This is a genomic window from Kitasatospora sp. NPDC051164 (assembly GCF_044455625.1).
In the GTDB taxonomy this organism is placed as follows: Bacteria; Actinomycetota; Actinomycetes; order Streptomycetales; family Streptomycetaceae; genus Kitasatospora.
This window is the reverse complement of record NZ_JBITFB010000001.1, coordinates 1-13,448: the sequence shown is the minus strand read 5'-3', so window position 1 is coordinate 13,448 and position 13,448 is coordinate 1. Positions and strand designations below refer to the sequence as shown.

Here is a 13,448-nt window from a genome sequence, read left to right as displayed (position 1 = left end):
CCCGGCGGGAGGGTAAGGACACGCACACGGGCCGGACGCCCGGGGGCGCCCGCCGTCGAGCACGATAGCCGCCGGGCGCGCGGCGCGGCTACGGTCCGTGCGCCCGTTCCGTACGGAGGGTGCGCGTTCCGGTCGTTCTCGCGGGCTCGGCCGGGCAGATCGGCACGGTCGGGCAGGTCGGCACGGTCGGTCACTTGGGCACGGTCGGTCACCGCGCCACCGTCGGTCACCGCGCCACCGTCGGTCACTGTGGCGCGGTCCGGCGCGTCGGCGCGTCGGCGCGTCGGCTTCGTCGGCCGGCTGCCCCGGTCGGCTGCGGGTCGGCGCGCGGCGGCCGGGGGCCCGGCGGGCGGACGTCAGACCGCGTGGTACCGGCCGGTGCGGGCCTCCCAGCTGAGGTAGCCCGCCAGCCAGGTGAGCAGCCCGTCCGCGTACCGCTGGGCGATCGCGCGTTCGATCCGGGACAGGCCCAACTCGCGGTAGACGTCGGGAAGTCGCTCGTGCAGGTCGGCGCAGCGCTCGACCATCAGCTGGGCCTCCGCGATGACCGCAGTGCAGGCTTCCTCGGCCGAGCAGCGGCGCTCGCGCTGGACGATCATCACCAGGTTGTTGACGTCGCCGCGCGGCGCCTCCAGCGGGTAGGAGCGTACGTCGTTGCTGAGTGACGGTATGTCGGCGGCCAGCTGGCGGAGTTGACGGAGCACCGGGTGGTGCAGGACGGCGGCGGGGACCTCGAACTGGCCGATGCGTTCGACCATGTCGAAGATGGTCTCCATCGCCGCGGTGCCCCGTCTGAGCTGCAGGTAGCCGTCCCGGTCCGGGGGGCGGGCGGAGATCCGGCCGGCCGCCTCGGCCGGGTGGCTGGCCAGGTAGTACTCCCAGTTGTACGCGGCGCGGGCCTGCCAGCGCGCGGGCATGCCGTGTGTGCTGCGGTTCCAGAGGTCGGCGAAGGCGGTCTCGATCGCGGAGCCCTGGTCGGGACGGGCGCCGTGCAGGACGGCGATCAGGCGTTCGCAGATCGGAGCGACTTCCGAAGGGCGGCGGCCGAGCGGGCCGTCGAACTGGTCGTCGAAGAGGAAGTAGAAGCCCATCAGGTCGGCGGCCAGGGCGAGTTCGTCCGGTCCGGCGTCCGGGTAGCCCAGCGCGGCGAGGTCCACTACCTCCCAGTGCGCGTAGCCGGGGTGGTCGGCGTCGGGCAGCAGGGGGTGGCGGATCAGCCAGTCGCGGTGCAGCGCGGTGGCCTGCGGGCCGTGCGGACTGCGGCGGTGCGGGAACGGGATCTGAAGTGAGTTGTCGTCAGACATCGGACTCCCGGTGCAGCGGAGGGTGGGGGCGCTTGTGGTTCGATCATTGACCGTGGGGGGAGTTGACGCGGCGAGGCGGAGGTGGTGCGGGTGGGTCCGGCAAGATCATCTGCGCCTCGAGGGCCGTAGGGTATCGGATGTAATGATCGGACGTTAGGGATATAGGGCAATTGCCCTTGGCAAGCCGTCCGAACCCTCACCGTCTGCCCCAGCCTGCACGAATGCCACACGGTGAGGCCCGCGCAGCGCTACCCTCGGCTCCACGCAGTGATGGAGCTGTGACGCGATCGGGCGAGGCGGAGGCGCGACGGTGACCGAGCAGGAGAACGACGTTCGGACGGGATCCGGTTCCGGCCGGGACGGCGACGACACCGCGCCCCGGGTCCGGCTGCGCGACCGCGACGCCGAACTGCGCTCGGTGGAAACCGCCGTCGACCGGCTCTGCCGCGAATTCGCCGCCGGCGGCACCGAGATCGGCGACCTGCTCGCCTTCTCCGGCCGGCCCGGCATCGGCAAGACCACCCTGCTGCAGGAGGTCCGACGGATCGCCAGGCTACGCGAGGGCGCCACCGTCCTGTTCGCCCGAGGTGGCGAACGCCAGTTCAAGGAGCCCTACCACGTACTGCGCCAGCTGCTCCAGCCGGTGCTCACCAACCTTCGGCCGGACGTGTTCCGCCAGGTCATGGGCACCTGGGAGGAGGTCGTCGGACCGGCCATGGGCCTCAAGCAGCCCAAGGCCGGCGCCCGCCGCCTCGACCCGCAGGGCGTGCGCGACGGCCTCGACTACGTCCTCACCCAGCTCGCACCGCGCCGAGCACCGATGGTGATGATCGTCGACGACCTGCACTGGGCCGACGCGGAATCCCTCTCCTGGCTCGCCAAGTTCGCCGTCCGCTCCGGCGAGCTGCCCGTCCTGCTGGTCTTCGCCTTCCGCGAGGACGAGAGCGACTGGCCCGCCGCGACCCAGGAGTTCCGCCGGGACATCATCGGCCTCAAGGGCCGCAAGCACGAGCTCAACCGACTCAACCTCAGCTCCGTCACCGACATGATCCGCGCCGAACTCGGCGACAAGGCCGAGGACGCCTTCTGCTACGAGTTCTGGAACGTCGTCAACGGCAACCCCTTCGAGGCCGGTCGCCTGCTCGACCAGGTCCGCGACCAGGAGCTCGAACCGGTCGAGGAGAACTCCCGGCAACTGCGCGAACTCGCCGTCGACGCCACCGGGATGACCCTCAAGAGCTGGCTGGACCAGCTCGGCGCCGCCACCCTGCGCTTCGCCTGGGCCTGCGCCATGCTGGGCACCGACATCCGGATCGACCTCGCCACCCGGATCTCCACCCAGAGCACCGAGGGGGCCCGCGACTCCATCAAGCAACTGCGCAAACAGCGCGTGCTCACCCAGGCCCCCAATGGGAACCTCGAGTTCGTCCACCCGCTGATCGCCAGCTCGATCTACAACACCATGCCGGACGCCACCCGCCTCGGCATGCACGGCATCGCCGCCGTCGAGATCGAGAACGCCGGACTCGGCCTGCTCGCCGCCTCCCGCCACCTCGTCGAGACCCACTCCGGCGAGGGCGACGACCGGATCGTCAAGAAGCTGCGCCGCGCCGCCGTCGAACACCAGCTGATCGGCGCCCCCGAGGCCGCCCAGCGCTGCCTGAACCGCGCACTCAACGAGCCGCCCGCCGACGAGATCAAGGCCGAGGTGCTGTACGAACTCGGCTGCTCCGCCCTGCTCACCGACCCCGTCGCCACCGTCAACCAGCTCAAGCTCGCCCTCGACCCCGACGAGGTGCCGCTGCGCCCCGAACTGCGGGTGGACGCCACCTTCCGGCTCTCCGAGGTGCTCGCGCACAGCGGCGAGCTGCGCCAGGCCGCGCTGGTCTGCCAGGACGAGGCGCAGAAGACCCACGACCCGGCGGGGCGCCAGCGGCTGCAGGCCGCCTCCTTCATGTGGCACGCCTTCCGCAAGTCCGAGGAGGACGGCCCCGGCCGCTCCGCCCGGCTCGGCGAGATGTGCAGCGGCCTCACCGGCCGGGAGGCCGCCGACCGGGCCGTGCTCGCCATGCGGGCCTGGGACCTCACCCTGCGCGGCGCGCCCTCCAACGAGGCGCTCGCCCTCGCCGACGAGGTCCTCGACGGTGGCCGGCTGCCCAAGGGACTCGGCTGGACCGACACCACCTGGGGCTTCGAGCTGCCCTCGATGCTCGGCCTCACGTACATCTACAACGACCGCGTCGCCCAGGCCGAGCGGCTGGCCGCCGACGCCATCATCCAGTTCGAGGTGGCCGGTTGGAGCGGCGCCCACCGGGGCTTCGCGTACTTCCTGATGGGGCTGGCCCGGTTCCGCCGCGGCCTGCTCGCCGAGGCCGAGGACTTCCTGCGCCGGGCGTACCGCATCTCCGAGCGGATCGGGGAGAAGTTGCCGCTGGCCTGGGACGCGGTCGGCGTGCTGGTGGACACCCTGATCGCCCGCGGCCGCGTCGACGAGGCCTGGGAGCTGGCCAACGACTTCGGCTTCCACCCGCCCTACCACGCGACCGCCATGGTGCTGCCGGACGCGGCCTCGCTGTACGGCAAGCTGCTGATCGCCAAGAACCGGCACGCGGGCGCCGCCGCCGCGCTCACCGAGGCCGGCGCCTGGCTGGAGGTCCGCGGCTGGCACAACACCGTCTGGGCGCCCTGGGCCGGCCACCTCGCCGTCGCGCTCGCGGACGACGAGCCCGAGCGCGCCCGCGAGTACTCCCAGAAGGCCGTCCGGGACGCGCGCGCCTTCGGCACCGCCTCCGCGATCGGGACCGCCCTGCGGCTGCAGGCTCAGGTCGAGGACGGCCAGCAGGCGGTCGAGCTGCTGGAGCAGGCCGTGCTGCACCTCGGGCAGTCCCCGGCCGGCTACGAGCACGCCGTCGCGCTGGTCGACCTCGGCGCCGCGCTGCGCCGGGTCGGGCGACTGGAGGACGCCCAGGAGTACCTGTACCAGGGCATCGAGCTGGCCCAGCACTGCTCCGCGGAGGGCCTGGTCGACCAGGCCCGGCGGGAGCTGGCCAACTACGGCCTGCGGCCCAACCGGCTGGGACTGCGAGACGTCCGGGACACGCTCAGCGGCCCGGAGCTGGAGATCGCCCAGCGGGCGGTGCAGGGCCTGCCGCCGCAGCGGATCGCCGACGAGCTCGGACTGCACATCAGCCTGGTCAACCGGCGGCTGGCGGCGGTCTACCGCAAGGCGGGCAGCGGGCCGGAGGGGCTGGCCTCGGCGCTCGGGCTGCCGCCGCAGCAGCGGGAGGCGACCCGGCTGGAGGGCGAGGAGTAGGAGTCGGAGTCGGCGGTCTCGCCCGGGGCGGCCGGTCGTCTCGCGTGAGGCGGTCCGTCGTCTCACGTGAGGTGGCCGGTCGTCCGGCGCGTGGCGGTGGCGGTTGCGGTGGTGGCGATCGGTCAGGGCGGCCGTCGCGTACGGGCGGCGCGCGTTGGCGAGGGTGCGCCCTCGCCGGTGCCTCCGTCGCTAGGCTGACGGGCACGGGGCTGCCGCGGTGACCCCTCGACGGGACCAGGAAGCGGCGGGCGCCCCAGGCGCGGCCGACAGTGAGGAGCAGGCCATGGCGAGCGAGGCCACCAGCGTTCGGCACGAACCCCTCGACCCCTCGGGCGCGGGTGCCGCGATCGGGCGCTGGACGCTCACGGCCGGCCCGTACGAGGCGAGCGTGCTCACCCTCGGTGCCACCCTGCACACCCTGAGCGCGCCGGACCGTTCCGGTCGTCCCGCCCAACTGCTGCTCGCCACGGACGAGTTGGCGCAGATCCTGGGCCCGGCCCGGCACTACGGCACAGTGGTGGGCCGGTACGCCAACCGGATCGACCGCTCGTCGGTCACCATCGACGGCGAGGAGCACCAGCTCGCCCGGACCGGCGGCGGCATGACCATCCACGGCGGGCCGGACGGCTTCGCGCACCGGATCTGGGCGGCCGAGCCGGTCGAGGACGGGGTGCGGCTGCGGCTGCACAGCCCGGACGGGGACCAGGGCTTCCCGGGCGCGCTGGACGTCACCGTCGACTACACGCTGGACGCCTCCGGCGAGTTGGTGATCGCCTACCGCGCGGTCACCAACAAACCGACCGTCGTCAATCTGACGAACCACGCGTACATCAACCTTGCGGGTGAAGGCGTCGGCGACGTCCTCGGCCACCTGCTCACCCTGGACGCCGACGAATACACCCCGGCCGACGAGCGGCAGATCCCGTACGGGCGGACCGAGCCGGTGGCCGGCACGCCGTTCGACTTCACGGTGGCCACGCCGATCGGCAAGTCGGTGCACGACCGGCACCCGCAGCTGGTCGGGCCGGGCGGCTACGACCACAACTGGGTGCTGCGCCCCCGGCCCGCCGACGGCAGTCCGGCGCGGGCGGCGCTGCTGGAGGACCCGGTCAGCGGCCGCACCCTGGAGGTGCTGACCACCGAGCCGGGCATCCAGGTCTACACGGCGAACAAGTTCCAGGGCGCGGTCACCGGCGCGAGCGGCGTCCCGTACGGGCCGTTCGCCGGGATCGCGCTGGAGACCCAGCACTTCCCGGACTCCCCGCACCACCCGGCGTTCCCGAGCACGGTGCTGCGGCCGGGGGAGGAGTTCCGCTCGACGACGGTGCTGCGGCTGGGGACGAACCAGGGGGTCACGGCCTAGCGGGTCACGGCCTAGCGGGTCACGGCCTGGCGGCTCATGGCCTGGCGGGTCGTGGCCTGGCGGCTCATGGCTGCGCGGATCGCGGCTGGGCGCGTCACGGCTGGGCGGGTCGCGGTCGCAGGTCCCGGCGCATGCAGAGCCGGGGCCAGCGGTCCAGGCCGTGCTCGGCCTCCTTGCGGCGGATCCCGCGCAGGCCCGGGGTGACCTCGGCGTCGCTCAGCGGGCGGAAGCCGCAGCGCGCGTAGTAGGGGGCGTTCCAGGGCACCTCGGCGAAGGTGGTCAGGGTGAGTGCCGGGGCGTCGGTGGTCGCGGCGAGGTGCTCGATCAGTGCCCGGCCGATGCCGCGGCGGGCGTGGTCGGGGTGGACGGAGACCTGCTCGATGTGCAGCGCGCCGTCCACCGGCTCGGCCGGCAGGTAGGCGGCGACCGAGTCGTCGGGGGCCTCGGCGGCCAGGGCGACGCCTCGTTCCAGGTAGGACGCCAGCTCCTGCGGGGCCGGGGGTTCGTCCTCGGCGATCTCCGGCATGCCGATCGCGGCGAAGGGAGCACCGGCGGCCCGTTCCAGCTCGGCGAGCAGCGGAAGTTCGTCGCTGGTGACGGCTCGGATGCGCATGCGTCCAGTCTGCTGCAAACGGCTTTCAGCCACGCACGGTGGTCCCGTCGGTCATCCGGGGGTGGGGTGAATCGGACGAACGGGGTCAATCGGTGCGGTCATCAACTACCGTGCGGCAACGTCCAGGACACGCGGGTGTAACGATCGCGGTTTCTTGCAGAAACTTTCTGCAAGGACTTTCCGTGGATCTTTCACCGCTGTTAACTTCCTTCCCGAGCCCGACGGCAGCAAAGGTGCGGTCGGCACGAGGCAGCCATTATGCGCCTGTCTCCGAACATCTCGGGCACCCCCACCCTCCCAAGGAGTTCTCATGCGGCGTGGCATCGCGGCCTCTGCCCTCGTTGTGGCCCTCGCGGTCTCGATGGCTGCCTGTGGCAGCAGCGGCTCCAGCTCGAACGGCAAGGCCGACGGGCCGGTCACTCTCACGTACTGGGACACGTCGAACGCCACCAACGAGGCGCCGAACTACCAGGAGCTCGTCAAGAAGTTCGAGGCCGCCAACCCGAACATCAAGGTCGACTTCGTCAACGTCCCGTTCGACCAGGCGCAGAACAAGCTCCAGACCGCCATGGGGGCCAAGGGCGCTCCGGACGTGTTCCGCTCCGAGGTCGGCTGGACCGCCGCCTTCGCCAAGGCCGGCTACCTCGAGCCGCTGGACGGCACCCCGGCCGCCGCCGACACCTCCGCCTTCCAGCCCAGCCTGATCCAGCAGGCCAAGTACGAGGGCAAGCTGTACGGCGTCCCGCTGGTGACCGACACCCTCGGCCTGCTTTACAACAAGGAGCTGTTCACCAAGGCCGGTATCACCGAGGCGCCGAAGACCTGGGACGAGCTGAAGGCCGACGCCGCCGCCGTCAAGGACAAGGCCGGCGTGGACGGCTTCTGGCTGAAGGCCGCCGACGGCTACTACGCGATGCCGTTCCTGTTCGGCGAGGGCACCGACACCGTCGACGCCGCCGGCAAGAAGATCACCGTCACCTCGCCGGAGGCCGCCAAGGCCGTCGAGACCTACAAGACGATGTTCACCTCGCCCGGCACCGCCAAGGCCGACATCACCACCGACGCCTACGCGCACATGATGGACGCCTTCAACAGCGGCAAGGTCGCGGCGATCATCCAGGGTCCCTGGGAGATCACCAACATCTACAAGGGCTCGGCCTTCGCCGACAAGGCCAACCTCGGCATCGCCGCCGTCCCCGGCGGCTCCGCGGGCAAGGCCGGCGCCCCCACCGGCGGCCACAACATCTCCGTCTACGCCGGTGCCGACAAGGCCCACAAGGCCGCCGCCGAGAAGTTCGCCGCCTTCATGACCTCGGCCGAGAGCCAGGCGTTCATCGCGCAGAAGAACTCCACCCTGCCGACCCGCTCCGACGCCTTCACCGCCGACGTCAAGGCCGACCCGGGCATCGCCGGCTTCCAGGGCATCCTGAACAGCGCCAAGCCGCGCCCCGAACTGCCCGAGTACAGCTCGCTGTTCGCCTCGCTCGGCACCAACCTGGGCAAGGCCGTCCAGGGCACCGGTACCCAGGACGCGCTGAACACCGTCGCCACCGACTACGCCAAGCTCCTGCCGGGCTTCGCCAAGTAGTCCCCGTGCCCGGCCTGCCGGCCGACGGATGACAGTGAACGAATGACGGCGAACGGATAACAGCGAACAGATTTCATCATCTGTCAGTTGTCTGCTGTTCGCCGTCATTCGTCGCCCCGGCAGGCCGGGCTCGTCGGCTCCCCCGAGAATCCCCCCGAGAAGGTGCAAACGATGTCAGTCGCCGTGCAGGGCGCCACCGGCAAGGGCAACCGGGAACGCGAGCAGCGTCCGGGCCTGCTGGAACGCGTCAAGCGCTCCTACGCCAAGCACTGGTACGCCTACGCGATGATCGCCCCGGTCGTACTGGTGCTCGGCGCGCTGGTGCTCTACCCGCTCGTCGAGGGCGTCTGGCTCACCCTCACCGACGCCAACAGCCTCAACGTCGCCCGCACGATCGGCGTCAACGAGATCCCGGCCAGCTACAACTTCGTCGGCTTCCACAACTACGCCGACATCCTGTGGGGCCCCGGCTCGTACGACCGCTTCTGGTCGCACTTCGTCTGGACCATCGCCTGGACGGCGATCTGCGTCTTCCTGCACTACACCCTCGGCCTGGGCCTCGCCCTGCTGCTCAACAAGAAGCTGCGCGGGCGCGCCGCCTACCGGCTGCTGCTCATCCTGCCCTGGGCCGTGCCGACCTTCGTCACCGTCTTCTCCTGGCGCCTGATGCTCGCCGACGGCGGCGTCGTCAACGGCATCCTCTCCGCCCTGCACCTGCCCGAGCCCGGCTGGCTCACCGACCCGTGGGCGCAGAAGGCGGCCGCGATCCTGGTGAACACCTGGGCCGGTGTGCCGTTCATGATGATCTCGCTGCTCGGCGGCCTGCAGTCGATCCCGGCCGAGCTGTACGAGGCCGCCGAGATGGACGGCGCCACGCCCTGGCAGCGCTTCCGGTACGTCACCATGCCCGGGCTGCGCACCGTGTCCTCCACCGTCGTCCTGCTCGGCGTGATCTGGACGTTCAACCAGTTCAACGTCATCTTCCTGCTGTTCGGCACCGGTGCGCCCGACGCCCAGCTGCTGGTCACCTGGGCCTACCGCCTCGGCTTCGGCCAGATCCCCCGGGACTACGCGGGGTCCGCCGCGTACGGCGTGATCCTGCTGTCCATCCTGATCGTCTTCACCGCCTTCTACCGGCGCTGGCTCGCCCGTAACGAGCAGGCCAACGGCTGAGGCCCCGGACCCAGTTGACCCACGAAGGCAGGTAACCCCGATGAGCACCACCACCGAACGCCCGGCCCCCGCGGCGACTGCGGCCCCGACTGCCCGGCCGGCCAAGGTCCGCCGCCGCGGCGAGAGCAGCCCGCTGGCCCGGGCGCTGTCCCACGGCACCCTGATCGTGGCCAGCCTGATCGCGCTGTTCCCGGTCGCGTGGATCCTCTTCGTCTCGCTCGGCCCGGACAAGACCGACTACCTCCACCCCGGCCAGATCCTCGACAAGCTCACGCTGTCGAACTACCAGCACGTGCTGTCCGACACCGACTTCTTCACCTGGTTCGGCAATGCCCTGCTGGTCTCCGGCGTCACCACCGTGTTCGGCGTCCTGCTCGCCGCCACCACCGGCTACGCCGTCTCCCGGATGAAGTTCCCCGGGCACAAGCCGCTGATGTGGTCGCTGCTGGTCACCCAGATGTTCCCGATCGCGGTGCTGATCGTGCCGATGTACACGATGCTCTCCGAACTCGGCCTGCTGGACAGCTACTCCGGTCTGATCCTGGTCTACTCGACCACCACCGTGCCGTACTGCGCCTGGCTGCTGAAGGGCTACTTCGACACCATCCCGGTGGAGATCGACGAGGCCGGCCGGGTCGACGGGCTCAGCCCGTTCGGCACCTTCTGGCGGCTGGTGCTGCCGCTCGCCCGTCCGGGCCTGGCGGTCGCCGCCTTCTACTCCTTCCTCACCTACTGGGCCGAGGTGCCGTTCGCCTCGACGTTCATGCTCAGCTCCGACAAGTACACGCTGGCCGTCGGCCTGCAGACCTTCGTCAGCGAGCACGACGCCCAGTGGAACCTGATGGCCGCGACCGCGGTACTGATCGCGATCCCGTCCGCGGCCTTCTTCTACCTGGTGCAGCGCCACCTGGTCACCGGACTGACCGCCGGTGCCTCCAAGTCGTGACGCCTGACGCGGAAAACCTCGCGCGCAAGGCTCCCCGCTCCTCCGATCCCCAAGGGATACCGTCCATGACCCAGAACCTGGCCGACACCTCCCGGCCTGCCGCCGAGACCGCTCACGAGGCGGCCACCCCGGCCCCTGTGACCGGCGTCGCGTCCAGAGACTGGTGGCGGGACGCGGTCATCTACCAGGTGTACCCGCGCAGCTTCGCCGACTCCAACGGCGACGGCATGGGCGACCTGCCCGGCATCCGCAGCCGCCTGCCCTACCTGCGGGATCTCGGCGTGGACGCCGTCTGGCTCTCGCCGTTCTACGCCTCGCCGCAGGCGGACGCCGGCTACGACGTCGCCGACTACCGCGCGGTGGACCCCATGTTCGGCACCCTGCTGGACGCCGACGCGCTCATCCGGGACGCCCACGAGCTGGGGCTGCGGATCATCACCGACCTGGTCCCCAACCACTCCTCGGACCAGCACGAGTGGTTCCAGCGCGCCCTGCGCGAGGGCCCCGGCTCGCCGCTGCGCGACCGCTACCACTTCCGCCCCGGCAAGGGCGAGAAGGGCGAACTGCCGCCCAACGACTGGGAGTCCATCTTCGGCGGCCCGGCCTGGACCCGCACGGAGAACCCGGACGGCACCCCCGGCGACTGGTACCTGCACCTGTTCGCCCCCGAGCAGCCCGACTTCAACTGGGAGAACCGGGCCGTCGCCGACGAGTTCCGCTCGATCCTGCGCTTCTGGCTCGACATGGGCGTGGACGGCTTCCGCATCGACGTCGCCCACGGCCTGGTCAAGGCCCCCGGCCTGCCCGACCTCGGCGGCGCCGACCAGCTCAAGCTGCTCGGCAACGACGTCATGCCGTTCTTCGACCAGGACGGTGTGCACGAGATCTACCGCAGCTGGCGCAAGATCCTCGACGAGTACCCTGGCGAGCGGATCGGCGTCGCCGAGGCCTGGACCCCCACCGTCCAGCGCACCGCCAACTACGTCCGCCCCGACGAGCTGCACCAGGCCTTCAACTTCCAGTACCTGGGCACCGATTGGGACGCCGCCGCGCTGCGCGAGGTGATCGACGTCTCGCTCGACTCGATGCGCCCGGTCGACGCTCCCACCACCTGGGTGCTGTCCAACCACGACGTCACCCGGCACGCCACCCGCTTCGCCAACGAGCCCGGCCTCGGCACCCAGATCCGCACCGCCGGCGACCGCGAACTCGGCCTGCGCCGCGCCCGCGCCGCCACCCTGCTGATGCTCGCGCTGCCCGGCTCCGCGTACGTCTACCAGGGCGAGGAACTCGGCCTGCCGGACGTCACCGACCTGCCCGACGAGGTGCGCCAGGACCCGTCGTTCTTCCGCCAGGCCGGACAGGACGGCTACCGCGACGGCTGCCGCGTCCCGATCCCCTGGTCCGGCACCGAGGCCCCGTACGGCTTCGGACCGGTGGCCGGCGGGCCGTCCTGGCTGCCCCAGCCGGCCGCCTGGGCCGAGCTGAGCGTCGAGGCGCAGACCGGCGACCCGTCCTCCACCCTGGAGCTCTACCGCAGCGCGCTGGCCGTCCGCCGGGCGCAGGCCGACCTCGGCGCCGGCACCGAGGTCGAGTGGCTGGACGGCCCCGACGGCACCCTCGCCTTCCGCCGCGGCTCCTTCATCTGCACCGTGAACACCACCGGCGAGCCGGTGCGGATCGCGGCCCCGGGCACACTGCTGCTCGCCTCGGCCGACCTCGTGGTGGACGGCGGCGAGACGGTGCTCGCTCCGGACAGCACCGGCTGGTGGGCGGTCTGACGTGGTTGCAATAGGCTCTGGGACCGTGACTACGGCGCGACTCTCAGACATCGCGGCACAGGCGGGGGTCAGCGAAGCCACCGTCTCCCGCGTGCTCAACGGCAAGGCGAACGTCTCCGCCGCCACCCGGCAGACGGTGCTGGCGGCGCTCGACGTGCTCGGGTACGAGCGGCCGACCCGGCTGCGCCAGCGCAGCGCCGGGCTGATCGGCCTGATCACACCGGAGTTGAGCAACCCGATCTTCCCCGCGCTGGCGCAGGTGATCGAGCAGACGCTCAGCCGGCACGGCTACACGCCGGTGCTGTGCACCCAGACTCCGGGCGGATCCACCGAGGACGAACTGGTGGAGATGCTGGTGGACCGGGGCGTGGCGGGCATCGTCTTCGTCTCCGGGCTGCACGCCGACACCACGGCCGACCACGACCGCTACGCGCGGCTGTCCGGGCGCGGGGTGCCGTTCGTGCTGATCAACGGGTTCAGCGACAAGGTCGACGCGCCGTTCATCTCACCGGACGACCGGGCCGCGATGTGGATGGCCGTCCAGCACCTGGCCGAACTCGGGCACGAGCGGATCGGGCTGGCCGTCGGGCAGCGCCGGTACGTGCCCGTGCTGCGCAAGATAGAAGGCTTCACGGCGGCGATGCGGGAGGTGCTCGGGCGCACCCAGGAGGAGGCCGAGAACCTCGTCCACCACACGCTTTTCAGCGTGGAGGGCGGACACGCGGCGGCCGGCGCGCTGCTCGACAAGGGCTGCACGGCGATCGTCTGCGGGAGCGACATGATGGCGCTCGGAGCGATCCGGGCGGTGCGCCAGCGTGGGCTGTCGGTGCCGCAGGACGTGTCGGTGGTCGGCTTCGACGACTCGCCGCTGATCGCCTTCACCGAGCCGCCGTTGACCACGATCCGCCAGCCGGTCGAGGCGATGGCCACGGCGGCGGTGGACGCGCTGCTGGAGGAGGTCGGCGGAAACGCGGCCCAGCGCGGCGAGTTCATGTTCCAGCCGGAGCTGGTGATGCGCGGGTCCACCGGGGCCTGCGCGCGCTGAGCGTCGGCCGTAGGGCCAAGGGAAGGGCCCCGGAGGGCAGTTGGCGGTTTCTAGGGGTCGTTGCAACACGTGGTCGGTTGTTTGGGCCGCGATGAGTTTATGCAGGCGCTCGGCTGGGGTTTCCCAGCCGAGCGTTTTGCGTGGGCGGCCGTTGAGCTGGGCGGCGACGTGGACCAAGTCCTCCGGGGTGTGGACGGACAGGTCTGTGCCCTTCGGAAAGTACTGCCGCAGGCCGTTCGTGTTCTCGTTCGAGCCGCGCTGCCAGGGGCTGGCGGGGTCGCAGAAGTAGACCGGGACGCCGGTGGCGACGGTGAACGAGCCG

General features: G+C 71.3%; 9 protein-coding genes and 1 pseudogene. 7 read left to right on the top strand and 3 right to left on the bottom strand.

Annotation, left to right across the window (positions count from 1 at the left end; translation table 11 throughout):
* Positions 1–356: 356 nt before the first annotated feature.
* Positions 357–1,304 (bottom strand): terpene cyclase, encoded by a 948-nt coding sequence (locus tag ACIBEC_RS00050; RefSeq protein WP_360489712.1) that lies wholly within the window; start codon positions 1,302–1,304, stop codon positions 357–359.
* 310 nt (positions 1,305–1,614) lie between these two features.
* Between ACIBEC_RS00050 and ACIBEC_RS00045 the strand changes: the two genes are divergently transcribed.
* Entirely contained in the window at positions 1,615–4,617 is a 3,003-nt protein-coding gene (locus ACIBEC_RS00045; RefSeq protein WP_360489710.1) for an AAA family ATPase, read from the top strand.
* Between the two features lie 283 nt (positions 4,618–4,900).
* Positions 4,901–5,980 (top strand): aldose epimerase family protein, encoded by a 1,080-nt coding sequence (locus ACIBEC_RS00040; protein WP_360489708.1) that lies wholly within the window; start codon positions 4,901–4,903, stop codon positions 5,978–5,980.
* Positions 5,981–6,074: 94 nt separating this feature from the next.
* Here the strand turns inward: ACIBEC_RS00040 and ACIBEC_RS00035 are convergent, their stop codons facing one another.
* Positions 6,075–6,593, bottom strand: a complete 519-nt coding sequence (locus tag ACIBEC_RS00035) for a GNAT family N-acetyltransferase (protein WP_360489706.1) — start codon at positions 6,591–6,593, stop codon at positions 6,075–6,077.
* Between the two features lie 310 nt (positions 6,594–6,903).
* Here ACIBEC_RS00035 and ACIBEC_RS00030 point away from each other — a divergent pair, with 310 nt between their 5' ends.
* From ACIBEC_RS00030 to ACIBEC_RS00010, 5 genes are all read left to right on the top strand, one after another.
* Positions 6,904–8,181, top strand: a complete 1,278-nt coding sequence (locus tag ACIBEC_RS00030; protein ID WP_360489704.1) for an extracellular solute-binding protein — start codon at positions 6,904–6,906, stop codon at positions 8,179–8,181.
* A 171-nt stretch (positions 8,182–8,352) separates the two neighbouring features.
* A complete protein-coding gene (locus ACIBEC_RS00025) occupies positions 8,353–9,354 on the top strand; it encodes a sugar ABC transporter permease (protein ID WP_360489702.1) in 1,002 nt (333 codons plus the stop codon).
* Positions 9,355–9,394: 40 nt separating this feature from the next.
* The gene (locus tag ACIBEC_RS00020; RefSeq protein ID WP_360489700.1) at positions 9,395–10,300 is read left to right on the top strand and encodes a carbohydrate ABC transporter permease; all 906 of its coding nucleotides are present in this window, start codon (positions 9,395–9,397) and stop codon (positions 10,298–10,300) included.
* A gap of 65 nt (positions 10,301–10,365) precedes the next feature.
* On the top strand, positions 10,366–12,081 hold the full coding sequence (locus tag ACIBEC_RS00015) for a glycoside hydrolase family 13 protein (protein WP_360489698.1): 1,716 nt from the start codon (positions 10,366–10,368) through the stop codon (positions 12,079–12,081).
* 25 nt (positions 12,082–12,106) lie between these two features.
* Entirely contained in the window at positions 12,107–13,126 is a 1,020-nt protein-coding gene (locus tag ACIBEC_RS00010) for a LacI family DNA-binding transcriptional regulator (RefSeq protein WP_360489696.1), read from the top strand.
* 84 nt (positions 13,127–13,210) lie between these two features.
* Here ACIBEC_RS00010 and ACIBEC_RS00005 read toward each other — a convergent pair.
* A pseudogene (locus ACIBEC_RS00005) lies at positions 13,211–13,448 on the bottom strand (IS30 family transposase); the annotation flags it as partial.